Annotated in this window: 23 protein-coding genes, 1 tRNA gene and 1 riboswitch; of the genes, 17 read left to right on the top strand and 7 right to left on the bottom strand. The window is 65.4% G+C overall.

The annotated features are described in order from the left end of the window. Genes NKJ94_RS09280 through NKJ94_RS09265 form a run of 4 tightly spaced genes read right to left on the bottom strand, consistent with a single transcriptional unit; the run spans position 1 to position 2,737 of the window. On the bottom strand, positions 1–1,191 hold the full coding sequence (locus tag NKJ94_RS09280) for an NADH-quinone oxidoreductase subunit D (protein WP_352524454.1): 1,191 nt from the start codon (positions 1,189–1,191) through the stop codon (positions 1–3). After that, positions 1,192–1,794, bottom strand: coding sequence for an NADH-quinone oxidoreductase subunit C (locus NKJ94_RS09275; RefSeq protein ID WP_352524453.1), 603 nt, complete (start codon positions 1,792–1,794; stop codon positions 1,192–1,194). 5 nt (positions 1,795–1,799) lie between these two features. After that, entirely contained in the window at positions 1,800–2,381 is a 582-nt protein-coding gene (locus tag NKJ94_RS09270; RefSeq protein WP_192257659.1) for a NuoB/complex I 20 kDa subunit family protein, read from the bottom strand. Next, positions 2,372–2,737, bottom strand: coding sequence for an NADH-quinone oxidoreductase subunit A (locus NKJ94_RS09265; RefSeq protein WP_023798850.1), 366 nt, complete (start codon positions 2,735–2,737; stop codon positions 2,372–2,374). The genes NKJ94_RS09270 and NKJ94_RS09265 overlap by 10 nt, the downstream gene beginning before the upstream one ends. 334 nt (positions 2,738–3,071) lie before the next feature. Between NKJ94_RS09265 and NKJ94_RS09260 the strand changes: the two genes are divergently transcribed. The 8 genes from NKJ94_RS09260 (at position 3,072) to NKJ94_RS09225 (ending at position 13,195) form a co-directional block, all read left to right on the top strand. Then, entirely contained in the window at positions 3,072–4,280 is a 1,209-nt protein-coding gene (locus NKJ94_RS09260; protein ID WP_352524483.1) for a winged helix-turn-helix domain-containing protein, read from the top strand. 18 nt (positions 4,281–4,298) lie between these two features. Then, a riboswitch (cobalamin riboswitch) is annotated at positions 4,299–4,504 on the top strand. A 37-nt stretch (positions 4,505–4,541) separates the two neighbouring features. Then, complete coding sequence (locus NKJ94_RS09255; protein WP_352524452.1) at positions 4,542–4,976, top strand: DUF1636 family protein; 435 nt, start codon at positions 4,542–4,544, stop codon at positions 4,974–4,976. Next, complete coding sequence (cobW, locus tag NKJ94_RS09250; protein ID WP_352524451.1) at positions 4,973–6,010, top strand: cobalamin biosynthesis protein CobW; 1,038 nt, start codon at positions 4,973–4,975, stop codon at positions 6,008–6,010. The genes NKJ94_RS09255 and cobW overlap by 4 nt, the downstream gene beginning before the upstream one ends. Positions 6,011–6,026: 16 nt before the next feature. Beyond that, on the top strand, positions 6,027–9,545 hold the full coding sequence (cobN, locus tag NKJ94_RS09245) for a cobaltochelatase subunit CobN (RefSeq protein ID WP_352524450.1): 3,519 nt from the start codon (positions 6,027–6,029) through the stop codon (positions 9,543–9,545). Next, positions 9,542–11,026 carry a precorrin-3B synthase gene (gene cobG, locus NKJ94_RS09240; protein ID WP_352524448.1) on the top strand — a complete coding sequence of 495 codons (1,485 nt, stop codon included), beginning with the start codon at positions 9,542–9,544 and terminating at the stop codon, positions 11,024–11,026. The genes cobN and cobG overlap by 4 nt, the downstream gene beginning before the upstream one ends. Then, a complete protein-coding gene (locus NKJ94_RS09235) occupies positions 11,023–11,676 on the top strand; it encodes a precorrin-8X methylmutase (protein ID WP_352524447.1) in 654 nt (217 codons plus the stop codon). The genes cobG and NKJ94_RS09235 overlap by 4 nt, the downstream gene beginning before the upstream one ends. After that, positions 11,673–12,434: a precorrin-2 C(20)-methyltransferase gene (locus NKJ94_RS09230; RefSeq protein ID WP_352524446.1), complete on the top strand. Its 762-nt coding sequence runs from the start codon at positions 11,673–11,675 to the stop codon at positions 12,432–12,434. The genes NKJ94_RS09235 and NKJ94_RS09230 overlap by 4 nt, the downstream gene beginning before the upstream one ends. Then, positions 12,431–13,195, top strand: a complete 765-nt coding sequence (locus NKJ94_RS09225) for a precorrin-3B C(17)-methyltransferase (RefSeq protein WP_352524445.1) — start codon at positions 12,431–12,433, stop codon at positions 13,193–13,195. Before NKJ94_RS09230 ends, NKJ94_RS09225 begins: the two co-directional genes overlap by 4 nt. On the opposite strand, the gene NKJ94_RS09220 is transcribed toward NKJ94_RS09225, so the two are convergent. Next, positions 13,159–13,926: a cobalt-precorrin-6A reductase gene (locus NKJ94_RS09220; RefSeq protein WP_352524482.1), complete on the bottom strand. Its 768-nt coding sequence runs from the start codon at positions 13,924–13,926 to the stop codon at positions 13,159–13,161. The two genes, NKJ94_RS09225 and NKJ94_RS09220, sit on opposite strands and share 37 nt — an antisense overlap. A 1-nt stretch (position 13,927) precedes the next feature. Here NKJ94_RS09220 and cbiE point away from each other — a divergent pair, with 1 nt between their 5' ends. From cbiE to NKJ94_RS09180, 8 genes are read left to right on the top strand one after another with little or no spacing between them, the layout of a single operon-like run. Continuing rightward, positions 13,928–15,172 (top strand): precorrin-6y C5,15-methyltransferase (decarboxylating) subunit CbiE, encoded by a 1,245-nt coding sequence (cbiE, locus tag NKJ94_RS09215; RefSeq protein WP_352524443.1) that lies wholly within the window; start codon positions 13,928–13,930, stop codon positions 15,170–15,172. Beyond that, positions 15,169–15,555, top strand: a complete 387-nt coding sequence (locus NKJ94_RS09210) for a cobalamin biosynthesis protein (RefSeq protein ID WP_352524442.1) — start codon at positions 15,169–15,171, stop codon at positions 15,553–15,555. The genes cbiE and NKJ94_RS09210 overlap by 4 nt, the downstream gene beginning before the upstream one ends. Continuing rightward, positions 15,552–16,316: a precorrin-4 C(11)-methyltransferase gene (cobM, locus tag NKJ94_RS09205; RefSeq protein ID WP_352524441.1), complete on the top strand. Its 765-nt coding sequence runs from the start codon at positions 15,552–15,554 to the stop codon at positions 16,314–16,316. The genes NKJ94_RS09210 and cobM overlap by 4 nt, the downstream gene beginning before the upstream one ends. Continuing rightward, entirely contained in the window at positions 16,313–17,128 is an 816-nt protein-coding gene (gene cobA, locus NKJ94_RS09200) for a uroporphyrinogen-III C-methyltransferase (protein ID WP_352524440.1), read from the top strand. Before cobM ends, cobA begins: the two co-directional genes overlap by 4 nt. Continuing rightward, positions 17,125–18,474, top strand: coding sequence for a cobyrinic acid a,c-diamide synthase CobB (locus NKJ94_RS09195; RefSeq protein ID WP_352524439.1), 1,350 nt, complete (start codon positions 17,125–17,127; stop codon positions 18,472–18,474). Before cobA ends, NKJ94_RS09195 begins: the two co-directional genes overlap by 4 nt. A gap of 3 nt (positions 18,475–18,477) precedes the next feature. Beyond that, positions 18,478–19,251 (top strand): adenosylcobinamide-GDP ribazoletransferase, encoded by a 774-nt coding sequence (cobS, locus tag NKJ94_RS09190; RefSeq protein ID WP_352524438.1) that lies wholly within the window; start codon positions 18,478–18,480, stop codon positions 19,249–19,251. Positions 19,252–19,275: 24 nt separating this feature from the next. Continuing rightward, positions 19,276–20,286 (top strand): nicotinate-nucleotide--dimethylbenzimidazole phosphoribosyltransferase, encoded by a 1,011-nt coding sequence (cobT, locus tag NKJ94_RS09185; protein ID WP_352524437.1) that lies wholly within the window; start codon positions 19,276–19,278, stop codon positions 20,284–20,286. Between the two features lie 7 nt (positions 20,287–20,293). Next, entirely contained in the window at positions 20,294–20,992 is a 699-nt protein-coding gene (locus NKJ94_RS09180) for a hypothetical protein (RefSeq protein ID WP_352524436.1), read from the top strand. 151 nt (positions 20,993–21,143) lie between these two features. Here NKJ94_RS09180 and NKJ94_RS09175 read toward each other — a convergent pair. Continuing rightward, positions 21,144–21,219: transfer RNA gene (locus NKJ94_RS09175), tRNA-Lys, on the bottom strand. A gap of 105 nt (positions 21,220–21,324) precedes the next feature. Further along, positions 21,325–22,227 carry a PhzF family phenazine biosynthesis protein gene (locus tag NKJ94_RS09170; protein ID WP_352524435.1) on the bottom strand — a complete coding sequence of 301 codons (903 nt, stop codon included), beginning with the start codon at positions 22,225–22,227 and terminating at the stop codon, positions 21,325–21,327. A gap of 111 nt (positions 22,228–22,338) precedes the next feature. Here NKJ94_RS09170 and NKJ94_RS09165 point away from each other — a divergent pair, with 111 nt between their 5' ends. Further along, complete coding sequence (locus NKJ94_RS09165; protein WP_352524434.1) at positions 22,339–23,631, top strand: efflux RND transporter periplasmic adaptor subunit; 1,293 nt, start codon at positions 22,339–22,341, stop codon at positions 23,629–23,631. Positions 23,632–23,633: the final 2 nt, after the last annotated feature.

Raw genomic sequence — 23,633 nt, 5'->3', positions numbered from 1 at the left:
TCACCGGTCCACCTCACCAAACACGATATCGAGGGAACCCAACACGGCGGTGACGTCGGCCAGCATGTGGCCGCGGCACAAGAAATCCATGGCCTGGAGATGCGCAAAGCCCGGCGCGCGCAGCTTGCAGCGGTACGGCTTGTTGGAGCCGTCGGAGACGAGATAGACGCCGAACTCGCCCTTCGGCGCCTCGACGGCCGCATAGACCTCGCCGGCCGGCACGCGGTAGCCTTCGGTGTAGAGCTTGAAGTGATGGATCAGCGCTTCCATCGAGCGCTTCATCGCCGCGCGCTTCGGCGGCACCACCTTGCCGTCGAGGTTCGACACCGGCCCCGCGCCTTCCTTGCCGAGCAAAAGGTCGACGCACTGGCGCATGATTTTGGCCGATTGCCGCATCTCTTCCATGCGCACCAGATAGCGGTCGAAACAGTCGCCGTTCTTGCCGATCGGAATGTCGAAATCCATCTCGGCATAGCATTCGTAGGGCTGCGATTTGCGCAGATCCCAGGGAGCACCCGAGCCGCGCACCATGACGCCCGAAAAACCCCAGGCCCAGGCATCGGCCAGGGAGACGGTAGCGATGTCGACATTGCGCTGCTTGAAGATGCGGTTGCCGGTCAAAAGCGCATCGAGATCGTCGAGCGATTTCAGGAACGGGTCGATCCAGTTGCCGATGTCCTCGATCAGCTTCTGCGGCAGGTCCTGGTGGACGCCGCCGGGGCGGAAATAGGCGGCATGCATGCGCGACCCCGAGGCGCGCTCGTAGAAGACCATCAGCTTTTCGCGCTCGACGAAGCCCCACAGAGGCGGCGTCAGCGCACCGACATCCATCGCTTGCGTCGTCACGTTGAGAATATGCGACATGATGCGGCCGATTTCCGAATAGAGCACTCGGATCAACTGCCCGCGCTTTGGCACCTCGATGCCGAGCAGCCGCTCGACGGCGAGCGCAAAGGCATGCTCCTGGTTCATCGGCGCGCAATAATCGAGCCGGTCGAGATAGGGCACGGCCTGCAGATAAGTCTTGGCCTCGATCAGCTTTTCGGTGCCGCGGTGCAACAGCCCGATATGCGGATCGACCCGGTCGACGACTTCGCCGTCAAGCTCGAGCACAAGGCGCAAAACGCCATGCGCCGCCGGATGTTGCGGGCCGAAATTGATGTTGAAGTTGCGAACCGAGGTCTCAGCCATTCACTGTTTTGCCTTCTCATCCCCCGGAAGCACGTAATCCGTACCTTCCCACGGAGATAGAAAATCGAAATTGCGGAATTCCTGTTTCAATTCCACCGGTTCGTAGATGACGCGCTTGGCTTCATCGTCGTAGCGCACCTCGACGAAGCCGGTCAGCGGAAAGTCCTTGCGCAGTGGATGGCCTTCGAAACCGTAATCGGTCAGAATGCGGCGCAGATCGGGATGGCCTGAGAACAGCACGCCATAGAGATCGTAGGTTTCGCGCTCGAACCAGTCGGCGCCGGGATATATCCCGGTGATCGACGGCACCAGCGTCTCTTCATCGGCCTGGACCTTGATGCGGATGCGGATGTTCTGTTTCGGCGAAAGCAGATGATAGACGACGTCGAAGCGCTTCGCCCGCGACGGATAATCGGCGCCGCAGACGTCGATGATCGAAATGAACTGGCATTTCGGGTCGTCGCGCAGGAAGGTCGTCACCTCGATCAGGTCGCGCGGTTCGACAGAAATGGTGAGCTCGCCATAAGCGAACACCGCCTCGCCGATCCGGCCGATCAGCTTCTCGCCGAGATAGGTCGAGAGGTCATTCAACGCCTGGGTCATGCCGCTCACCGCTCGATCGTGCCGGTGCGGCGGATCTTCTTCTGAAGGAGAAGGATGCCGTAGAGCAGCGCTTCGGCGCTCGGCGGGCAGCCGGGCACGTAGATGTCGACCGGCACGATGCGGTCGCAGCCGCGCACCACCGAATAGGAATAATGATAATAGCCGCCGCCATTGGCGCAGGAGCCCATCGAGATGACGTAGCGCGGCTCCGGCATCTGATCGTAGACCTTGCGCAGCGCCGGCGCCATCTTGTTGGTCAGCGTGCCGGCAACGATCATGATGTCGGACTGGCGCGGAGACGCGCGAGGCGCAACGCCGAACCTCTCCGAGTCATAGCGCGGCATCGAGGTATGGATCATCTCGACGGCGCAGCAGGCGAGGCCAAACGTCATGAACATCAGCGAACCGCTGCGCGCCCAGGTGATCAGCGCCTCGGTCGAGGTGACGAGAAAACCCTTGTCGGCGAGCTCGTTGTTGATCTCCAGGAAGAACGGGTCGTCAGACCCGATCGGCCTGCCGGTGTTGGGGTCGATGAGGCCTTTGGGCTTCGGCGCGACGAGCGTGCCGGAACTGTCGTTCAATCCCATTCCAGCGCTCCTTTTTTCCATTCATAGGCAAAGCCGATGGTCAGCACCGCCAAAAACACCATCATCGACCAGAAACCGAGCATGCCGATCTGGCTGAACGACACCGCCCACGGAAACAGGAAGGCCACCTCCAGATCGAAGATGATGAACAGGATCGACACCAGGTAGAAGCGGATGTCGAACTTCATGCGGGCGTCGTCGAACGAGTTGAAGCCGCACTCATAGGCCGAAAGCTTTTCCGGATCGGGGTTGCGATAGGCCACCAGGAAGGGTGCGGCAAGCAGCGCCAGGCCGACAACCAGCGCCACGCCGATGAACAGGACGATGGGCAGGTACGAACTCAACAATGCGTTCATGCTGCAGCTTTCCGTTGGCGGCCAATCCACTCTGATTACAGCACGGGACCCACTTGCGGAAGCGTGACAGTTTAACCACTGAACCGTTTTAGGGGCTCTATGCTGCAACGCGGCGAGGGTTAGCGCAGCGCTTTCGGCGAAGCAAGTCAAACCTTGTTCAAATCGCGGCGCTGAACGGCATATCCGGGAAAACTGGTCCGATCCGCTCCTGTTTGATTTCCTTCACTTTTCACTCCACTTTTCTCTCCTGACATGGATCCCGCCAAAACCCTGCTAGCATGGCGCGGAATCGCAGGTCCTCTGCTCTGTCTGACATCATCAGGATGCCGCCTTGATAAAGGAAAAAATCTCGCTCGCCATGGCCCGCCGCATCGCGCTGGCGGCACAGGGATTCAATGACCCGCGCCCTACCGGCACGCCCGACCGCCGGCATTTGGCCCGGGTGCTTGCCCGTACCGGCCTGCTGCAGATCGATTCCGTCAGCGCTGTCGTGCGCGCCCATTATATGCCGCTCTATTCGCGGCTTGGCCGCTACAAGCTGGCGCTGCTCGACGACGCCGCCGTGACGCGCAAGCGCCTGGTTTTCGAATATTGGGCACACGAAGCCTCGTTCCTGCCGGTCGAGACCTATCCGCTCATGCGCTGGCGCATGCAGCGGGCCGAGCGCGGCGACGAGATGTATCTGGGGCTGGCGAAATGGGGGCGTGAACGCGTCGCCTACATTGAAGACATCTATCGCGCGGTGGTTGATCGCGGCCCAGTCGCCGCATCCGCTCTCGAAGGCCAGAAAGGCTCCGGCGGCTGGTGGGGCTGGAGCGACGCCAAGCACGCTTTCGAATGGCTGTTCTGGGCCGGCCGCATCACAACGGCGTCGCGTCGCGGCTTCGAGCGGCTTTATGATCTGCCCGAACGCGTGCTGCCGCCGGCGATCCTAGCCCTGCCGGTGCCCTCCGCGGAGGACGCGCATCGCGAATTGCTGCGTATCTCCGCCCGCGCCCACGGCGTTGCGACAGCAGGCGACCTGCGCGACTATTTCCGCCTCTCTCCCGCCGACATCAAGGGCCGGATCGAGGAACTGGTCGAGGCGGGCGAGCTATTGCCGGTACGCGTCGAAGGCTGGGATAAAACAGCCTATCTCCACAAGGACGCCCGTTTTCCGCGCAAGATCGAGGCACGCGCCCTGCTTGCCCCGTTCGATCCGGTCGTCTTCGAGCGGTCGCGCACCGAAAGACTGTTCGACTTCCGCTACCGTATCGAGATCTACACGCCGGCCGAAAAGCGCCAATACGGCTACTATGTGCTGCCTTTCCTGCTCGGCGACAGGATCGTGGCGCGCGTTGACCTCAAGGCCGACCGCCCGGCCGGCGTGCTGCGTGTCCATGCCGCCTACGCCGAACCCGGCGCGCCGGCTGAAACCGCGGCCCAACTCTTCGAGGAACTGAAGCTGATGCAGGGCTGGCTCGGGCTTGAGCGCATCGAGGTGACGGCTGCCGGGGACCTAGGCCAGCCGCTCGCCGATGTTGCCGCCGTAGACGTGCGTTGACACAACTGCCTCCACAAGCCTAAATCCGCTTCAGACGGTCTCCTCTCGGCAAAGGGAGGAGCCAAGAGGGAATGCGGTGCGAGATCGCAAGATTTCAAATCCGCGGCTGTCCCCGCAACTGTAAGCGACGAGCCTCGGCCGAAAACCACTGGGACGTTCCCGGGAAGGCGGCATCAAGGCGATGACCCGCGAGCCAGGAGACCTGCCGTCTAGGACAAAGAATCCGATCGCCTGGCGGGTTTTCCGGGCAAGGAGCCTGATTTGGAACGCGACAGCAGTTTTTTGGCTGAGACAGCGGATTTATTGTCCGGCCATGGCGATTCCCTGGCCGGCGTTACCGTGATCGTCTGCTCTTCCTGCCGCGACGAAACCGGCTCGGACGCTCATCCTCGCGCCGGCGAGTTGCTCGCCGAGGACACGCGCAGCGCCGCCTCCGGCGAAAATATCCGCATCCGCAGCGTCGAGTGCCTCGGCAACTGCAAGCGCCGGCTCAGCGCCGCCATCCTGCGCGACGGCTGCTGGAGCTATGTCTTCGGCGATCTGACCACGACCAGCGGCGCCGACCTCGTCGCCGGCGCAAAGCTCTTCGCCACCTCGACGGACGGTCTCATTCCATGGCGCGGCCGCCCCGATTGCCTGAAGCGCGGCCTTGTGGCTCGAATCCCTCCCCTCGACCTTTTGAAGGATCAGATATGACCGCTTCCGTCTCCCGCGTGCCCTGCACCGTCGTCACCGGCTTTCTCGGCGCCGGCAAGACGACGCTGATCCGCCATCTGCTCGAAAATGCCAAAGGCAAGCGGCTGGCCATCATCGTCAACGAGTTCGGCGACATCGGCATCGACGGCGAGATTCTCAAGGGCTGCGGCATTGAAACTTGCCCCGAGGAAAACATCGTCGAACTGGCCAATGGCTGCATCTGCTGCACCGTCGCCGACGATTTTGTCCCCGCGCTGGACCAGATCCTGTCGCTGACGCCGAGGGTCGACCATATCCTGATCGAAACCTCCGGCCTCGCTCTGCCCAAGCCGCTGGTCCAGGCCTTCCAATGGCCGTCGGTGAAGAGCCGGGTGACGGTCGACGGCGTCATTGCCGTGGTCGACGGACCGGCCCTGGCCGATGGCCGCGTCGCCAATGACATGGACGCCCTGCGGGCGCAGCGCGCGCAGGACGAGACGTTTGACCATGACGATCCGGTCGAGGAGGTGTTCGAAGACCAACTCGCTTGCGCCGACCTGATCATATTGTCGAAGAGCGACCTGATGGACGCCGCCGGCTCGGCCCGCGCCAATGCCGTCATCGGCAAGCACGTGGCGCGCGCGGTGAAGATCGTGCCGACCTCACAAGGCAAGGTCGATCCGTCTGTGCTGCTCGGCCTCGGCCTCGCCGTCGAGGACGACATCGAGAACCGCAAGACCCATCACGATGACGAACTCGACCACGAGCATGACGATTTCGATTCGTTCGTCATCGACATCGCGTCGGTGTCCAATCCGGACGAGCTGGCACAGCGCGTCGCCACGGCTGCGGAGGAAGAAAACGTGCTGCGCGTCAAGGGTTTCGTCGAGGTCGGTGGCAAGCCGATGCGACTCTTGCTGCAGGCGGTCGGTCCGCGCGTCAACCATTATTACGACCGCGCCTGGACCGCAGAAGACGATCGCCGCTCGCGCCTCGTCGTCATCGGACTGAAAGGGCTGAACCGCCCGGCCATCGAGCGTATACTCGCCGGCTGACAAAGCACGAACCGCGATGCACATCCTCACCACCACATCCGCCTCGCTCGACGATCTCGCCGAGCCTGTTGATCTCAGGCAAACGCCTGCGGATGTCGTGGCGCTGTCCTTCACCGACAGCGACCTGGCAGGGTTGGCGGCGGCGTGGAAGGCAGATGCGGATCGCTTGCCGTCGATGCGGCTCGCGGCCTTGCGCGATCTGCGCCATCCGATGTCCGTAGACCTGTGGATCGACAGCGTTGCCCGGCACGCCAAGGTTATCCTGGTCCGCATCCTCGGCGGCTATGAGTGGTGGCGCTATGGCTGCGGCCAGCTTGCCTCGACCGCCCGGGCGCGCGGCATAAAACTGGCGCTGCTGCCCGGCGAATGCCGCGACGAGGATTTGCGGCTGATCGAATGCTCGACGTTGCCGCGCGAAGAGCTCGATGGATTGCTCGACTATTTCCGCGAAGGCGGCCCGGCAAATATGACGGCGCTGGTGCAGAGGCTGGCGCGACTGGCGGGGCAAGACGCGGCTGTCGCCGAACCGGTCAGCGTGCCGAAAGTCGGCTACTATCAACCAGGACTAGGCGTCGTACAGCGCGACGTTCCCCTCCCCCTCGAGGGGAGGGTCCGGCCGCAGGCCGGGGGTAGGGTCCTCTCTGAAGCGTGCCAACACTTTGAAGCGCGCCAACAGAAAGCGTCGAGCACTTCCGCAACGACCCCACCCGGCCCTGCGGGCCACCCTCCCCTCGAGGGGGAGGGAGAGGTCGCCCCCGTCATCCCAATCCTCTTCTACCGTTCGATGCTGCTCGCCGCCGATGTCGCGCCCATCGACGCGCTTTTTGAAGCGCTGACAGCGCGCGGCATGGTTCCCGTGCCGATCTTCGTCTCCAGCCTCAAGGACCCCGCGTCGCTCGCCTTCGTCGAGACCGTGCTTGCATCGTTGAAGCCTGCCGCAATCATCACCGCGACCGCCTTCGCCTCGGGCGCCGAGCCCGGCGTCGAAACCCTATTCGACCGCGCCGGCGTGCCGGTGTTCCAGGTGATCGTCGCGACGACACGCCGCGACACTTGGCAAAACAATCAGCGAGGCCTTGCGCCCGCCGACCTCGCCATGCATGTCGTCCTGCCGGAACTCGACGGCCGCATCCTCGCCGGCGCCATTTCGTTCAAGAGCGAAAGCGAGACCGATCCCGCATTGGCCTTCCGCGCCCTCGCCAACCGGCCGGAGCCGGACCGCGTGGCGCAGGTGGCGAACCGTGTCGAAGCCTTCGTGCGCCTGCAGCGCACGCCGCGCGCCGAACGCAAGCTCGCCATCCTGATCCCCGATTATCCGAGCGCCCCCGGCCGCACCGGCTACGCCGTTGGCCTCGACGTGCCGTCCAGCGTGCTGGCGATGCTGCATGACCTGAGAGAGCAGGGCTACGCCGTTGAAGGAATTCCGCAAACGCCGCGTGAGTTGCTTGAGGTGCTGGAGCGCGGCGGCGAAGAATTGGGTCTGGCGGACTATCTGGCCTTCTCCACAGAATTGCCGACGGCGGCAATCACTGCGGTGGAGGCGGCTTGGGGGAAGGCTGAAGATGAGACAGGTTTGCGCGAGGGGGGTGTTCAAGCGCCTACGGCAAAATTCCCCTTCCGCGCAGCCACCTTCGGCAACGTCACCGTGGCGCTGGCTCCCGATCGCGGGCGTTCGGCCGACCGCCGTGCCGACTATCACGACCCGACGCTGCCGCCGCGCCATGCGCTTATCGCTTTTGGTCTCTGGCTGCGCAAGTCCCTCGGCGTCCATGCCCTCGTCCATGTCGGTGCGCATGGCACGCTGGAATGGCTGCCCGGCAAAACCGTCGCGCTTAGCGAAGCCTGTTTTCCCGAGATCGTCACCGGCGCCCTGCCCGTCATTTATCCCTTCATCGTCTCCAACCCAGGCGAGGCAGCACAAGCCAAGCGGCGCATTGCCGCCGTCACGCTTGGCCATCTGCCGCCGCCGCTGACCGGCGCCGGGCTGGACGAAAACCAGCACAGGCTTGAACGACTGGTCGACGAATATGCCCAGGCCGACGGGCTCGACCGCCGCCGCCGCGACCGGCTGGCGAAGCTGATCGTCGAAACCGCCCAAACGACCGGGCTCGCGTCCGAGGCGGGTGTCGCCGGAACCGACGCCCCCGACGAAGCGCTGCGTCGCATCGACGCCTGGCTCTGCGATCTCAAGGATTTCGCCATCAAGGACGGCCTGCACATCTACGGCCGCTCGCCCAATGGCGAGGCCGATCCACTGCGGCGGCAAAGCGCGGCAGCCGAGCAAGCCGCACTGCTTGCCGCCCTCGACGGCCGCCACGTCCCCGCCGGTCCCGCTGGCGCGCCGGCGCGTGGCCGGCGCGATGTGCTGCCCACCGGCCGCAATTTGTTCACCGCCGACCCGCGCACCATGCCGACGCCGACATCCTTCGATCTCGGCAGGGCGGCGGCCGACGAGGTCTTGCGCGGCTACATGCAATCGCATGGCGACTGGCCGCGCTCGCTGGTTATCGATCTCTGGGGCTCGGCCTCGCTGCGCACCGGTGGCGAAGAGATCGCGCAAGGCCTGGCGCTGATGGGCTGCCGGCCGCAATGGGATTCCGTCACCGGCCGCGTCACCGGCATCGAGGTGCTGCCGCCGGCAGCGCTCGGCCGCCCGCGTGTTGACGTCACCTGGCGCATTTCAGGCCTGTTCCGCGACATGTTCCCGACCCAGATCGCGCTGATCGACGCTGCAGCCAACGCCGTCGCCGCCCGCGACGAGGACGCGTCGGAAAACCCGCTTGCCGCCAAGACTCGCGCCGACGGCAAGATCAGCCCACGCATTTTCGGCACCTCGCCCGGCACCTACGGCGCCGGCGTCGAGGACTTATTGTCGAGCGGCGACTGGGCGGGGCGCGAAGAGATCGGCCGCGCCTATCTCGACGCCACCTCGCATGCCTATGGCGGCGCAGAGGGCGAAGGGGTTTCGGTACCCGGCGCGTTCGAGGGCCGCATCGCCGAGGCCGACCTTCTCGTCCACACCGGCGACGATCCCGGCCGCGACATCCTCGAAGGCTCGGCCGATGTCGCCTTCATCGGCGGCTTTTCGGCAGCCCTTGCAACACTCGGCAAGAACGCCGACGTCATCGTCCTCGACACCACGGACCCGCAAAAGCCAAAGCCACGCTCGGTGAGCGAGGCCGTGTCGCGCGTCGTGCGGGCGCGTGCCGTCAATCCACGCTTCATCGCCGGCCAGATGCGGCACGGGCCGCGCGGCGCCTCGGAATTCGCCGAGACCGTCGACCGGCTGGTCGGTTTTGCCGAAACCACAAATGCCATATCAGGCACGCTGATCGAAGCCGTGCACGACGCCTATCTCGGCGACCCCGTGGTCCGCGCCTTCATACTGCGCGAGAACCCGGTGGCGGCGAAAGTCATCGCCGAGCGCTTATTGTCGGCACGGCGGCGCGGTCTCTGGCATCCGCTGCGCAATTCAATCGATAACGATCTCGCGGCACTGATTGCCGAAGCGCAAGCGCTGGGGGTGGCGGCATGAACGCCTTCTCCCGCCGCGGCGCCTGCCCCGCTTTGTCGGCGCCGATGGAAACCGGCGACGGGCTGCTGGTGCGGCTCAACCCCATTGCTGGAGGCCCGATTGCTGGAGGATTGTCGCCGAAGTCGTTGATCAGACTCGGTGAATCGGCTCTGCGGCAGGGCAACGGCATCATGGAAGTGACCGCCCGCGGCAGCCTGCAAATACGCGGCCTGACGCCCGAAAGCGCCCGGCTGCTGGCGACGGAGGTCGATGCGCTAGGCATCGCGGTGCGCATCGGCGTGCCGGTCGAGACCGGCCCACTTGCGGGGCTCGACCCCGAAGAGATCGCCGACCCGCGCCCGCTGGCGGAGCGGATTCGCAAAACCATCGAGGCGGCCGGGCTGACGCAACGCCTCGGGCCGAAGGTTTCGGTCGTTGTCGATGGTGGCGGTCAGCTTGGCATAGGTACGGTGAGCGCCGATGTCAGGTTGGTCGCCACGCGGAAGCACGAGGGAACTCGATGGCGCGTGTCCGTCGCCGGAGATGCACAGGGTGCGACGCCGCTCGCCGTGGGCGAGGAAGATGCGGCCTGTGACATCGCCCTCGCCATTCTAAGGATGATTGCCGAAAAAGGCCGCGATGCCCATGCGCGGGATTTGACGGAGAGACAGCTGAGATCTCTGGCAAATTGGCGTTCCGTCGCGCCCCCCTCTGTCCTGCCGGACATCTCCCCCACAGGGGGGGAGATTGCGCCCTCGTCTCAGCTTTCGCCAATCGCAAAGGATGCTAAGGGTGAGCCGCCGGCGAAGCTGCCGATCTCCCCCCAAGTGGGGGAGATGTCCGGCAGGACAGAGGGGGGCGCGACGGATCGCCGGCCCATCGGAGTTTTCGACTTGGCTGCAGCCGGAACCGCCCTCGGCATCGGCCTGCCCTTCGGCAGCATGCCGGCGGACCAAATCATCGCTCTCGTGCAGAGTGCCCTCACCCTTGGCGCAACCGAAGTCCGCTCGGCGCCGCAGCGCGCGCTGCTTTTCCTTGGCCTTGCGCCAGCCGCCTGCCTGCTGCTTCAGCAAGCCGCCGCAACCCTCGGCTTCGTCATCGACGCTGCCGATCCGCGCACCAGGATCGCCGCCTGCCCCGGCGCACCGGCTTGTGCCTCCGGCCGCATCGCGACGCGCGAAATCGCCGAGACCATCGCCGTGGAAAACCGCGACATCCTCGATTCTTCCTTGACGCTGCACATCTCCGGCTGCGCCAAGGGCTGCGCCCATCCCGGTCCGGCGGCACTGACATTGGTCGGCGGCGAAAACGGAGCCGGACTTGTCGTGGACGGGACGGCAAAGGCACTGCCCGCCGGATACAGGCCGGGCTACGACGTCGCGCACGGCATCGGCCGCGTTGCAACGGCAATCCGCAGCGCACGATATCCCGGCGAAACCACTGCTGCCTGCCTGGCAAGGCTTGGCACGGCCGGCATCACCGAAATCTACCGACAGGAATGAGCATGCCCGCCCAGAACTCCATCGCCTACGACTACATCCATGATGGTACGGCGATCTATGAGCGCTCTTTCGCCATCATCCGCGCCGAGGCCGACCTGTCGCGCTTTTCCGAGGCCGAGGCCGACGTCGCTATCCGCATGATCCATGCATGCGGCCAGGTCGAGGCTTGCAGGCACTTCGTTTTCTCGAGCGATTTCGTAGCCGCCGCGCGCACGGCGCTGGGGGCCGGCGCGCCGATCTTCTGCGACGCTCAGATGGTCTCGCATGGCGTCACCCGTGCCCGGCTGCCGGCCGGCAACGAGGTGATCTGCACGCTGCGCGATCCCCGGACCGCCGATATCGCGAAAAGGATCGGCAACACCCGCTCGGCCGCGGCCATCGACCTGTGGGGTGAGCGCATGGGTGGTTCGGTCGTCGCCATCGGCAATGCGCCGACCGCCCTGTTTTATCTGCTGGAAAGGCTGCGCGACGGCGCGCCCAAGCCAGCGGCAATCATCGGCATGCCGGTCGGTTTCGTCGGTGCCGCCGAATCGAAGGCTGCGCTGGCCGAAAATTCCTATGGCGTGCCCTACGCCATCGTGCGCGGCAGGCTCGGCGGCAGCGCCATGACCGCCGCAGCCCTCAACGCTTTGGCGAGGCCGGGCCTATGAACGCGATCGCAAAAGGTCGACTGGTCGGCGTCGGCACCGGTCCCGGCGACCCCGAACTTTTGACGCTGAAGGCGGTGCGCGCGCTGGCCGAGGCCGATGTCGTTGCGCATTTCGCCAAGCGCGGCAACAACAGCAATGCGCGCGCCATCGTCGGCGTCCATTTTCGCCCTGATTTGATAGAGTTGCCGCTGCTTTATCCAGTGACCACCGAAATTAACAAGGATCACAGCGATTACCGCTCGCAGATCACCGATTTCTACGAGGAATCGGCCGAAAAGGTCGCCGCGCACCTCAGCGCCGGCAGGATGGTCGCGGTGCTTTCGGAAGGCGACCCGCTTTTCTACGGCTCCTACATGCATCTCCACATCAGGCTGGCGCACCGCTTCCCGACCGAAGTCATTCCCGGCATCACCGCCATGTCCGGCTGCTGGTCGGCAACCGGTCTGCCGATCGTCCAGGGCGACGACGTGCTGACCGTGCTGCCCGGCACAATGAGCGAATTCGAGCTGACCCGCCGCCTCGCCGATACCGATGCCGCCGTGATCATGAAGGTCGGCCGCAACCTGCCCAAGATCCGGCGCGCACTGGAAGCCACCGACAAGCTGGCTCGGGCAATCTACGTGGAACGCGGCACCATGCCCGGCGGCGTCTCGATGCGGCTTGCCGACAAGCAGGACGACCAGGCGCCCTATTTCGCCATCGTGCTGGTGGCCGGCTGGTCCGGCCGTCCCGAAGCATTGATGGAGGCGGGGGTATGAGCGGCCGCCTGACCGTCATCGGCCTCGGGCCCGGCAATGCCGACCAGATGACGCCGGAAGCAAGCCGCGCCGTTGCCGAGGCAAAATTCTTCTACGGCTACAAGCCCTATCTCGACCGGCTCGAGCTGCGCCCGGACCAGATTCGTGTCGCCTCCGACAATCGCGAGGAACTCGCCCGTTCCAGGGACGCGCTGCTGAAGGCCGCCGAAGGCCACGAGGTTGCGGTCGTATCGGGCGGCGACCCCGGCGTGTTCGCCATGGCGGCGGCCGTCTGTGAGGCGATCGAGGCAGGGCCGGCCGAATGGTGCGCGGTCGACATCGCCATCGTGCCCGGCATCACCGCCATGCTCGCCGTCGCCGCCCGCATCGGCGCGCCGCTCGGCCATGATTTCTGCGCCATCTCGCTGTCCGACAATCTGAAGCCGTGGGAACTGATCGAACTGCGCCTGTTGGCTGCGGCCGGCGCCGGCTTCGTCATCGCGCTGTATAATCCGATCAGCAAGGCGCGCCCCTGGCAGCTAGGCCGCGCCTTCGAATGCCTTGCCGCGATCCTGCCCGGCACCACGCCGGTCATCTTCGGCCGCGCCGCCGGCCGCCCCGACGAGCGCATCGAGGTTTTCCTGCTGGCGGACGTCGACGCGCAAAGAGCCGACATGGCGACCTGCATCATCATCGGCTCGCCGGAAACCCGAATCATCAAGCGCGGCGAGCGGCAGGTCCTGGTCTATACGCCGCGTTCGGCAGCGGGCTCGAGGACATGATCGACCATCGCGGCAAGGACTTCGACGGTGTCAGCCGACGCAACGTCCGGCAGCGCCGGCCTGCGGATCATGACCACCTCAAGACCCAGCGCCCGCGCTGCCGCGATCTTGCCGTAGGTCGCCTCGCCGCCGCTGTTCTTGGAAACGACGACATCTATGTGATGTTCCTGAAGCAGAGCCTGTTCGTCCGCCTCCGGGAATGGCCCGCGCGCCTGCAGGTACGCCGCATTCGGCACCGCGAGTTCCGGTTCAACAGGATCGACGCTGCGGATGACATAATGATGCTGAGGTGCGGCCTCAAAGGCGGCGACTTCTTGCCGGCCGAGCGCCAGCAACACGCGGCGCGGCATCGGTCCCAGCGCTTTGACTGCATCGACAACGGTATCGACCAGGACCCAGCGGTCGCCTTCGACCCTCTCCCAGCCTGGGCGTCTAAGCGCCATGATCGGCACGCCGGATCGGCGCGCCGCCTCCGCCGCATTGGCGGAGATTTGCGCCGCATAGGGATGCGTGGCGTCAATCAGCAGGTCAATGCGTGTTTCGCTGAGATACGCCGCCAGCCCGTCGACGCCGCCAAAGCCGCCGACCCGCACCGGCACCCCTTGCGCGACAGGGTTTTCGGTGCGGCCCGCCAGCGACAGCGTGATCGAGATATCCGTGCGCGCGGCCAGCTTTCCGGCCAGTTGCCGGGCTTCGGTGGTTCCGCCGAGGATCAGAATGCGGTGGGTCATCATGCCTGCTGAAGCTCAATCGCGCGCCGCCGTGCTCACTCCAAAATGGCTCACGATCGTCGGCATCGGCGAGGACGGTGTAGCGGGTGTCGGCGACGAGGCCAAGCGGTTGATTGCAGAGGCGGAATTCGTCTTCGGCGGCAAACGCCACCTTGCCCTTGTCGCCTCGCTCGTCAAAGGTGAAGCGCGCGCCTGGCCGGCCCCTTTCGATGCCGAGATGCGCGACGTGCTGGCGCTCGCCGGCAGACGCGTCTGTGTGCTGGCCTCCGGCAATCCGTTCTTCCACGGTGTCGGCGTCACTCTAGCCCGCAAGGTGGCGGTGGAGGATATGCGGGTGATCCCCGCGCCCTCGGCCTTCTCGCTGGCCGCTTCCCGCCTGGGCTGGGCGCTGCAGGATGTCGAGACCGTCTCGCTGCATGGCTGCCCGCTCGACCTGATCCGGCCTTTGCTGCATCCCGCCATTCGCATTCTCGCGCTGACCTCGGACGGCGATGCGCCGGGAGCGATTGCCCGTCTCATGACCGAGCTCGGCTTCGGCGCGTCGCGGCTGACCGTGCTGGAGGCGCAGGGCGGGCCGAATGAAGGACTGCGCACAGCTCGGGCCGACGCCTTCGATCTTGAAAAGATCAATCCGCTCAACGTGCTCGCGATCGAAGTTGATTCGACTCCGCAAGCACGCATCCTGCCGCTGACGGCGGGCCTTGCCGATCATTTGTTCGAGCATGACGGCCAGATCACCAAGCGCGAGATCCGCGCCATCACCCTGTCCGCCCTCGCCCCCAGGCGCGGCGAATTGCTGTGGGATATCGGGGCTGGCTCAGGCTCGATCGGCATCGAGTGGATGCTGGCCCATCCCTCCATGCGCGCCATAGCCGTTGAGGCCGATCCGGCCCGCGCCGCCCGCATCCGGCGCAACGCTGCTGCCTGCGGGGTTCCCGGTCTCGCCGTCGTCAAAGGTGCGGCACCGCAGGCTCTTGCCGGACTGGAAACGCCGGCTGCGATCTTCATCGGCGGTGGCGGCAGCGATGCCGGCGTGCTGGACGGCGCGATCGATGCCTTGTCCGCCGGCGGCCGCCTCGTCGCAAACGCCGTTACGCTGGAGATGGAGGCGCTGCTGCTTTCCCGTCACGCCGCGCTCGGCGGCGAGCTCACCCGCATCGCCATGTCCCGTGCTTCGCCAGTTGGTTCGATGCAGGCCTGGCGGCCGGCTATGCCGGTCACCCAATGGAGCTGGATCAAGCCATGATGGTCGCGGGCATCGGCAGCCGCAAAGGCGTCAGCGCAAGAGACGTGCTAGCCGCGATAGAAACCGCGCTGGAAGCGCACGGATTGGCGCTGACGGCGCTTTCGGCACTCGCCACCGCTTCTCTCAAGCGTGACGAAAACGCAATCTCCGCCGCCGGACGACAACTCCGCCTTCCGGTGATCGTTATCGAAGAGGACGAGCTCGAAGCCGTATCGTCCCAGACAACCAGCAATTCCGACCTGTCGCAGGCGCATGCCGGCACGCCGTCGGTTTCCGAAGCCTCCGCGCTTGCTGCTGCCGGCAAAGGCGCGAAACTGCTCGGGCCGCGCACCGTGCTCGGTCCTGTCACCTGCGCCATCGCCATCAGCGGAGACGCGGCATGACCGTCCATTTCATCGGCGCCGGTCCAGGTGCTGCCGACCTGATCACCTTGCGCGGCAGCAGGCTGCTGGCGAGCTGTCCGGTCTGCCTCTATGCCGGATCGATCGTCGCGCCGGAGCTGTTGCAGCACTGCGCGCCCGGAACGAGGTTGATCGACACCGCGCCGATGTCGCTCGACGAGATCGAGGCGGAATATCTGGCAGCTCACGAGGCCGGCCATGATGTCGCCCGCCTGCATTCCGGCGATCTTTCGGTATGGAGCGCAGTTGCCGAGCAGATCCGCCGGCTGGAGAAGCATGGTATCCCTTATACGCTGACGCCAGGCGTGCCGTCCTTCGCCGCCGCGGCGGCAGCGCTGCGCCGCGAGCTGACCATTCCAGAAGTCGCGCAAAGCCTGGTGCTGACCCGCATCTCCGGCCGCGCCTCGAAAATGCCGCCCGGCGAAACCCTGGCCGGCTTCGGCCGCACCGGCGCCACGCTCGCAATCCACCTCGCCATCCATGCCGTCGACCGTGTGGTCGCCGAGCTGACGCCCTACTACGGCGCCGACTGTCCGGTCGCGGTCGTCTTCCGCGCCTCCTGGCCGGACGAACGCGTGCTGACCGGCACGCTGGCGACAATTGAAGCGCAATTGGCTGCCGACCCGATGGAGCGCACGGCGATCATCTTCGTCGGCCGCTCGCTGGCGGCGGAAGACTTTGGCGAAAGTTCACTTTACGACGCCCACTACCAGCGGCGTTTTCGCGGGCGGGACAGATTGTGAGCGGCGGCGGCAACAGAAACGAAACCAACACGGTCGAGCAGGCGCTCGCCCGGCTGAACTTCAAGCCGCGCAAGCTGGAGCCCGGCCATGTCTGGCTGGCCGGCGCCGGCCCCGGTGATCCCGGCTGCCTGACGCTGGAAGTGCTGGCCGCCCTCGGACAGTGCGACGCGCTGGTCTATGATGCGCTGGTCTCGCCCGAAGTCGTCGCCGTCGCCGAGGGCGCGGAACTGTTCTATGCCGGCAAGCGCGGTGGCAAGCCATCGATGAAGCAGGACGACATCACCGATCTGCTGGTCCGGCTGGCGCGCGAGGGACGGCGCGTCGTCCGACTGAAGGGCGGCGATCCCTATGTTTTCGGGCGTGGCGGCGAAGAGGCGCTGGCGCTGGCAGGGGAAACCATCCCATTCCGCATTCTGCCTGGCCTGACGTCCGGCCTCAGCGCGCTGGCTGCCACCGGCATTCCCGGCACGATGCGCGGCATCAACAAGGCGCTTATTCTGGCGACCGGCCATGCCGCCGGCACCGATGACGATCTCGACTGGGCGGCCATCGCCCGTACCGGCCAGCCGGTGGTCATCTATATGGGCATGGCCAATCTGCCGCTGATCGCCGCCTCGCTGCTCGAGGGCGGACTGGCGCCTTCGACGCCCGCCGCGGTGATCGTCGCTGCGACGACACCGCAGGAACGGATCGTCATCGCCACGCTCGCGACCATTGCCGAGGAAGCGGCGGCAGCCGGCTTGACCTCGCCGGCGCTGATTGTCATTGGCGGCATCGTCGCGATGCGCGCTGCACTGGCGGGTGAGCCATGACCCGCGCGATCATCATCGGCGCGCCGCGCTCGGGCTCGGGCAAGACCAGCGTCACCATCGGCATTTTGCGCGCCCTCGCCCGGCGTGGCCTGAAAGTACGCGGCGCCAAATCCGGCCCCGACTATATCGATCCCGGCTTCCACACCGCCGCCACGGGCTTGTCCGGCGTCAATCTGGACAGCTGGGCGATGCCGCCCGCACTGCTCAACGCGCTGGCCGGCGAAGCGACCGAGGACGCCGACTTCATCTTCCTCGAAAGCGCCATGGGCTTGTTCGACGGGATCCCTGCTGCTCCAGGCCGTACTGGCTCGGCGGCCGACCTCGCCCGGCTCTACGCCCTGCCGGTGCTGCTGGTGCTCGACGTCTCCGGTCAGTCGACCACGGCGGCGGCCGTCGCCAAGGGTTTTGCCACCTACGATCCGGATGTGCGCATGGCCGGCGTCGTGCTCAACCGGCTGGGCAGCGAGCGCCATCGCCGGCTTTGCGGCGATGCCATCGAAGCGCTCGGCCTGCCCGTCGTCGGCGCCATCCTGCGCGATCCCTCGCTCAACCTGCCCGAGCGCCATCTCGGCCTCGTCCAGGCCGGCGAATATGAGAATCTGATGGCGCATCTCGACCGCCTGGCCGACATGGTCGAGCGCTCGCTCGACCTCGACGCGATCATGGCGCTGGCGGCCCCTTTCACGCCGGCGCCCGGCAACTTCGGCGACGCGCTGCCGCCGCCAGGCCAACGCATTGCGTTGGCCGAGGACGCCGCCTTTACCTTCCTCTATCCGCATGTCGCCGCGCATTGGCGCAAGGCCGGCGCCGAGATCGTCCCATTCTCGCCGCTCGCCGATGAAGCGCCCGGCGACAATTGCGATGTCTGCTGGCTGCCCGGCGGCTATCCCGAGCTCCACGCCGGCCGCCTCGCCGCCGCCGCGAATTTCAGGGCGGGCATGGCGAGGTTCGCCGCCACGCGGCCGGTGCATGGCGAGTGCGGCGGCTTCATGGTGCTCGGCGAGGCGCTCGAGGACGCATCGGGCGAGACGCATCTGATGCTTGGCCTGCTCGGCCATTCGGCCAGCTTCGCCAAGCGCAAGATGAACCTCGGCTACCGAGAGGCACGGCTGCGTTCCGAGTGTCCGCTCGGCAGCCAAGGCACGCTGATCCGCGGCCACGAATTCCACTACGCGCAGATGATCGCGACTGGCAATGACGAGCCGCTGGCCGACCTCGCCGACGGTCAAGGCAATCCGCTCGGCCCCTCCGGCTACCGGCGCGGCAATGTCAGCGGCACGTTCTTTCATGCCATTGCGAGGGGCGAGAGCATGATCCCGAAAAGTGGTAGCCGGTTTTCGGAATAGATCATGCTCAAACTCCAGATCCCCTCGCAACGGCAGATCCTCGAAGACGTCGCGCTTTGCCTCGTCTTCTTCACCCGGCTGCCGCTGCCCGGAACCGACTTCCGCGGCCGCAGCCTTGCCGCCGCGATCTGGGCGGCGCCCGTGGCCGGCCTCGCCGTCGCTCTCGTCGGTGCGCTGGTCTACGCCGTCGGCACAAGGCTCGGCCTGGCCGGAGGGTCTGCCGCCGCATTGACCCTTGCGGCGATCTTGCTCGCCACCGGCTGCCTGCATGAGGACGGGCTTTCGGATGTCGCCGACGGTTTTGGCGGCGGCAAGACACGCGACAGAAAGCTGGAGATCATGCGCGACAGCCGCATCGGTGCCTACGGCGCTTGTGCGCTTGCTGTCTCGCTGCTGATCCGCTGGAGCGTGCTCTCGGAACTCGCCGGCCCGGCTCATGTCTTCTTGGCCCTCATTACCGCGCATGCCGCGTCGCGCGGTCTGCTCGGCGCCTTCATGCACCTGCTGCCGCCGGCCCGCAGCGACGGCCTTTCGGCCGAAGCGGGCACCGTTTCCGCCGAAACCGCTGGTATCGGTGCCATGCTTAGCGCGGTCGCGCTGCTGGCGCTTGGGCTCGGCGGCGCCTTCACAGCACTCATCCTGCTCGGTCTGTTATTCGCCGCCTTCCGCGCGCTTTGCCTCAACCAGATCGGCGGCCAAACCGGCGACACCGTCGGCGCCCTTCAGCAGCTCGGCGAGATCGCGATCCTGCTCGTCGCTTCCGTTTCCCTATCCTGACTCTGTTTCGGAGATTTTGCCCCCATGCCTTTCAAATCACTCGATGAACTGCGTGCCGCCTGCCTCGACCTGCCTGCAGGCAGCGACGCCGCGGCCAACGCCGTCGCCCGCCGCCAGGACACGCTGACCAAGCCGCAAGGCAGCCTCGGCCGGCTGGAGACAATTGCCGCCTGGCTGGCGTGCTGGCAGGGCCGCGACATGCCAAAACTCGACCGCGTCAAGGTCTTCGTCTTCGCCGGCAATCACGGCGTCACCGCGCAAGGGGTGTCGGCCTTCCCCCCGGAAGTCACCGTGCAGATGGTGGCGAATTTCGCCGGCGGCGGCGCCGCCATCAACCAGCTTGCCCGCATCGCCGGCGCGGAGCTGGACATCATCCCGCTCGACCTCGATCACCCGACCGGCGATTTCACGCAAGAGCCCGCAATGGACGACGACGCCTTCCTGTCCGCCGTCTCGGCCGGCTACGACGCGGTCAGCAAGGATCTCGACCTGGTCTGCTTCGGCGAAATGGGCATCGGCAACACCACGCCGGCGGCGGCCATTTCAACCGCCCTGTTCGGCGGCGGCGCGGAAAGATGGACCGGGCGCGGCACCGGCGTCGACGACGCCGGCCTGGTGCGCAAGATCACCGCCATCGAGGCCGGCCTCAAACGCCACGCCGAGGCTCTCACTGATCCCCTGAAGGTAGCAGCGGCCCTCGGCGGCCGCGAATTTGCCGCGATCTTTGGTGCGACGCTGGCGGCGCGCCATCTCGGCGTGCCGGTATTGCTCGACGGCTTCGTCTGCACCGCCGCCGCGGCACCCTTGGCAGCGCTGCACCCCGCTGGCCTCGCCCACACGCTGGCAGCCCACGTCTCGGCCGAATCCGGCCATCGCCGCCTGCTCGAAGCGCTTGAACTGCCGCCGCTGCTCGATCTCGGCATGCGGCTCGGCGAAGGCTCCGGCGCCTGCCTCGCCGTCAACATTGTTCGTTCAGCGCTCGAATGCCACGCCCGCATGGCGAGCTTTGCGGAGGCTGGTGTTTCGGAGAAGTGAGGACCAGATGGCTGCGATGAATGAACCGCCATATCCTTTTCGTGACCCGAAGCAGGGCCTTCGCGAAATCTATGCGCGAATTGTCCGCGATTTCGATCGGAAGGCTGGGGCCTTTGCCGGGCTCACATACAGTTCACCATGGATGTTGGCCACGGAGGATTGGGCTGAACGATCAGGCCATTCGGTCGAGGACCTATGCGAGATGATTTCTCAAAAGCGGATTTGCTACTTTTCCAAGGAACCCGCGGATCCAGAAACCGTCCAGATTTTTGAGGATTTTCGCAACGCCGCTGAGGAGTGGAGAGAAGAGACCGGCTACGCTGATCTGCCCACGCGCCTCACCCCCGAGATAAGAAGATTTACGAATTACAAGGAGTTAAAAGCACACACGTGGAGACTGTGGAGTTCCATGGGGCTGGATAGACCGTCACACGATTATTTTCTTCGTGACCTCAGCTTTAGGGGCATGATGGAAGATGCTTTTGGCCACGAGGTTCTAGTCGGGATGAAACTAAAGCTTGGATATGGTGGGCCTATCCGGCTGGATTTTCACTTTCCTTACTACGCAGACGATGAACCTACATCCTTTGGACTGGGCGGTCTCTCGGGCGAGGCGCTATTCAATGCACTTCGACTGCCCAGGCATCCTGAACTCGAATGGATCGCAGGCAGAGCAAAACAAACTTCGATGCCGTCGACGGCGTGATAGCCATAACGCGAGCAATCCTGACCTATCTGAGGCCCACCATCCAATAGTCGGGCGAGCCGAGCGCAGCTGGCTGATACGTGCAAACCTGCAAAACGCCGTCTCGCGTTCCCAGCTCGTTAAAGTCTTTCCACCAAATCCTAGGGATTTTTGGTGGGTGCGCACAGGATTGAACTGTGGACCCGCTGATTAAGAGTCAGCTGCTCTACCAACTGAGCTACGCACCCACTCGGCCGGTAAAACCGGCGTTGGCGGGCATATAGCCGCCGACATCCGCCATGTCCAGCCCCGTGGTATTCATTTCCCGACAAATCGCCGAAGTGCCGAGGTCGTCAAACAAAAAGCCTGCCTTCCGCCACCTTCACCGCATGGCCGCCGATGCGGGCGGCCGCCAGTTTGCCGCCTTCGACATTCAGTTCGAGGCGAATGCGCGAAGGCCGGCCCATCTCCAGCCCCTGCTCGATCCACAGTTGTGAAACGCCGTCGGTCGGGCCGTCGAAATGCATCGCGCCGGCGAACGCGGCCGCCGCTGAGCCGGTCGCCGGGTCTTCGTAGGACGGATTGCCGGGCACCATCATGCGGACATGGAAGGCACTGTCATGGTGCACCGTCTCGCGGCAATAGACATAGGGGCTGGCGAAGGCCCATTCGCTCTTGCGTGGTGCGAGCTCCGACCACGCCTGGTTGTCCAGCCTGATCCGGGCGGCCGCCTCCAGATTGGCGACGGGGATGGTCACGTAGGGCACGCCCGCCGACCAGAATGAAACGCGGTGGTTCTCGAAGCCGATCTCGTGCGGCCCAAGGCCAAGGGCCGCGCCGATCGCCTCGGGATCGGCCGACAATTCCAGCTGCGCCGGCAGTTTCGCCAAGTCGAACTCGGCAAAGGTCGAACCATCGTGCTTGCTGACAGCGCAGCGCACCGGGCCGATATTCTCCTCGAGCACGAAGATGCCGGCGGCCTCTCCCGCCATTTCGGCGAGCGCTATCGCCGAGCCGACGGTTGGGTGGCCGGCGAACGGCATTTCATAGTCGGGGGTGAAGATACGGATGCGGGCCCGGTGCTTCGGATTGTCCGGCGGCAGCACGAAGACGGTTTCGGACAGGTTGAACTCGCGCGCCACCGCCTGCATCGCCGCGACGTCCAGCCCGTCGCAGTCGAGCACCACGGCCAGCGGGTTGCCGGCCAGCCGGGTGGTGGTGAATACGTCGTAAAGCAAGTAATTCCGCGGCTGCATCTCAGTAAGTCCTCTGCCTCATTCCCAACATGAGCGAAATTTAATTTGAATTTTGAACCATTAGGCCTGATTTGTGCACTGATGGGATATCACTGAACATAGGGGTCCGGCGTGGACCAGGTTGTCAATCTGCCAAAGACGGAATCCGCTTCCGCCATCGAGACGGCGCTCGGGCTTGACCACCAGGGCCTGAAGACAAAACGCCGTCGCGGTTGGCTTTACGCAGTGTTCGCACTGCTTGCCGTCGCCGCGAGTGTCGTCGGCTACCAGTGGTATGCGGGCTCGCCCGCCAAGATCGAGTATACCACGACACTGGCCGTCATGGCCGACCTTACCGTCGCGGTTTCGGCTACCGGCACGCTGCAGCCCCTCACCCAGGTCGATATTTCCAGCGAACTCTCCGGGGTCGTCCGCTCGGTTTCGGTCAACGAGAACCAGCTGGTGAAGAAGGGCGATGTGCTGGCCGCGCTCGACACCGCCAAGCTTGAGGTGCAGATCGAGCGCGCCCAGGCCTCCGCCAAGGCAGCGGCGGCGAGCGTCGAGGACGCCACAGTGACCCTGGCCGAAAACGAAAAGGCGCTGGTGCGCGCGGCACAACTGACCAAGCGCGGCATGGCGACGGACCAGTCGCTCGAAGCGGCAACCGCCACGCGCGACCGCTCGAAGGCGGCGCTCGATATCGCCAAAGCCAACCTCGCCATGGCCAGTGCCGATCTCAAGGCGCAGCAGACGGATCTTGCCAAGAGCACCATCTACGCTCCGATCGACGGCATCATACTGACGCGCTCGGTCGATCCAGGCCAGACGGTCGCTTCTTCGCTGCAGGCGCCGGTCCTGTTCGTCATCGCCGCCGATCTGAAGAACATGGAGTTGAAGGCGGCGGTCGACGAGGCCGATATCGGCGCCGTCAAACCCGGCCAGCATGCGCGCTTCACCGTCGATGCCTTCCCGGAACGGCCGTTCGACGCCGAAATCCGCGACATCTCCTATGCCTCGGTCACCACCGACGGCGTCGTCACTTACGATGCAAGGCTGGATGTCGACAACAGCGAGCTTCTGTTGCGGCCCGGCATGACAGCCACCGTCTCGGTCGTCACCAAGCAGGCCAGGAACGTGCTCACCGTGCCGTCGATCGCCTTCCGCTACCGGCCGGCCCAGACGGCGGAGCGCGGCTGGAGCCTCACCGACCTGTTCACCGGCCGCATGGGACGCCCCGGCGGCAACCGCCAGCACCAGGCGGCGACGAAGCCCACCGACGGCTCGCGCACACTCTACGTGCTGGAAAATGGGCGGCCGCATCCGGTCAACGTCAGGGTCGGCTCGACAGACGGAGAACTGACCGAGATCGTCTCCGGCCTGGAGGAAGGCGCACAAGTCATTACCGCCTCGCAGCAGCGGAGCTGATC

Source organism: Mesorhizobium sp. M0060, from assembly GCF_040323155.1.
In the GTDB taxonomy this organism is placed as follows: Bacteria; Pseudomonadota; Alphaproteobacteria; order Rhizobiales; family Rhizobiaceae; genus Mesorhizobium.
The sequence above is the reverse complement of the archived record's forward strand: the minus strand, read 5'-3'. Positions and strand labels throughout refer to the sequence as shown.

Excerpts from the sequence above, each read along its gene's own strand:
- NKJ94_RS09170 (WP_352524435.1), bottom strand. The coding sequence starts at position 22,227 with ATGCAGCCGCGGAATTACTTGCTTTACGACGTATTCACCACCACCCGG.
- cobM (WP_352524441.1), top strand. The coding sequence starts at position 15,552 with ATGACCGTCCATTTCATCGGCGCCGGTCCAGGTGCTGCCGACCTGATC.
- NKJ94_RS09265 (WP_023798850.1), bottom strand. The coding sequence starts at position 2,737 with ATGAACGCATTGTTGAGTTCGTACCTGCCCATCGTCCTGTTCATCGGC.
- NKJ94_RS09280 (WP_352524454.1), bottom strand. The coding sequence starts at position 1,191 with ATGGCTGAGACCTCGGTTCGCAACTTCAACATCAATTTCGGCCCGCAA.
- cobT (WP_352524437.1), top strand. The coding sequence starts at position 19,276 with ATGCCTTTCAAATCACTCGATGAACTGCGTGCCGCCTGCCTCGACCTG.
- cobG (WP_352524448.1), top strand. The coding sequence starts at position 9,542 with ATGAACGCCTTCTCCCGCCGCGGCGCCTGCCCCGCTTTGTCGGCGCCG.
- NKJ94_RS09270 (WP_192257659.1), bottom strand. The coding sequence starts at position 2,381 with ATGGGATTGAACGACAGTTCCGGCACGCTCGTCGCGCCGAAGCCCAAA.
- NKJ94_RS09235 (WP_352524447.1), top strand. The coding sequence starts at position 11,023 with ATGAGCATGCCCGCCCAGAACTCCATCGCCTACGACTACATCCATGAT.
- cobW (WP_352524451.1), top strand. The coding sequence starts at position 4,973 with ATGACCGCTTCCGTCTCCCGCGTGCCCTGCACCGTCGTCACCGGCTTT.
- cobN (WP_352524450.1), top strand. The coding sequence starts at position 6,027 with ATGCACATCCTCACCACCACATCCGCCTCGCTCGACGATCTCGCCGAG.
- NKJ94_RS09230 (WP_352524446.1), top strand. The coding sequence starts at position 11,673 with ATGAACGCGATCGCAAAAGGTCGACTGGTCGGCGTCGGCACCGGTCCC.
- NKJ94_RS09275 (WP_352524453.1), bottom strand. The coding sequence starts at position 1,794 with ATGACCCAGGCGTTGAATGACCTCTCGACCTATCTCGGCGAGAAGCTG.
- NKJ94_RS09220 (WP_352524482.1), bottom strand. The coding sequence starts at position 13,926 with ATGACCCACCGCATTCTGATCCTCGGCGGAACCACCGAAGCCCGGCAA.
- NKJ94_RS09225 (WP_352524445.1), top strand. The coding sequence starts at position 12,431 with ATGAGCGGCCGCCTGACCGTCATCGGCCTCGGGCCCGGCAATGCCGAC.
- NKJ94_RS09210 (WP_352524442.1), top strand. The coding sequence starts at position 15,169 with ATGATGGTCGCGGGCATCGGCAGCCGCAAAGGCGTCAGCGCAAGAGAC.
- NKJ94_RS09195 (WP_352524439.1), top strand. The coding sequence starts at position 17,125 with ATGACCCGCGCGATCATCATCGGCGCGCCGCGCTCGGGCTCGGGCAAG.
- cobS (WP_352524438.1), top strand. The coding sequence starts at position 18,478 with ATGCTCAAACTCCAGATCCCCTCGCAACGGCAGATCCTCGAAGACGTC.
- NKJ94_RS09180 (WP_352524436.1), top strand. The coding sequence starts at position 20,294 with ATGGCTGCGATGAATGAACCGCCATATCCTTTTCGTGACCCGAAGCAG.
- cbiE (WP_352524443.1), top strand. The coding sequence starts at position 13,928 with ATGCCTGCTGAAGCTCAATCGCGCGCCGCCGTGCTCACTCCAAAATGG.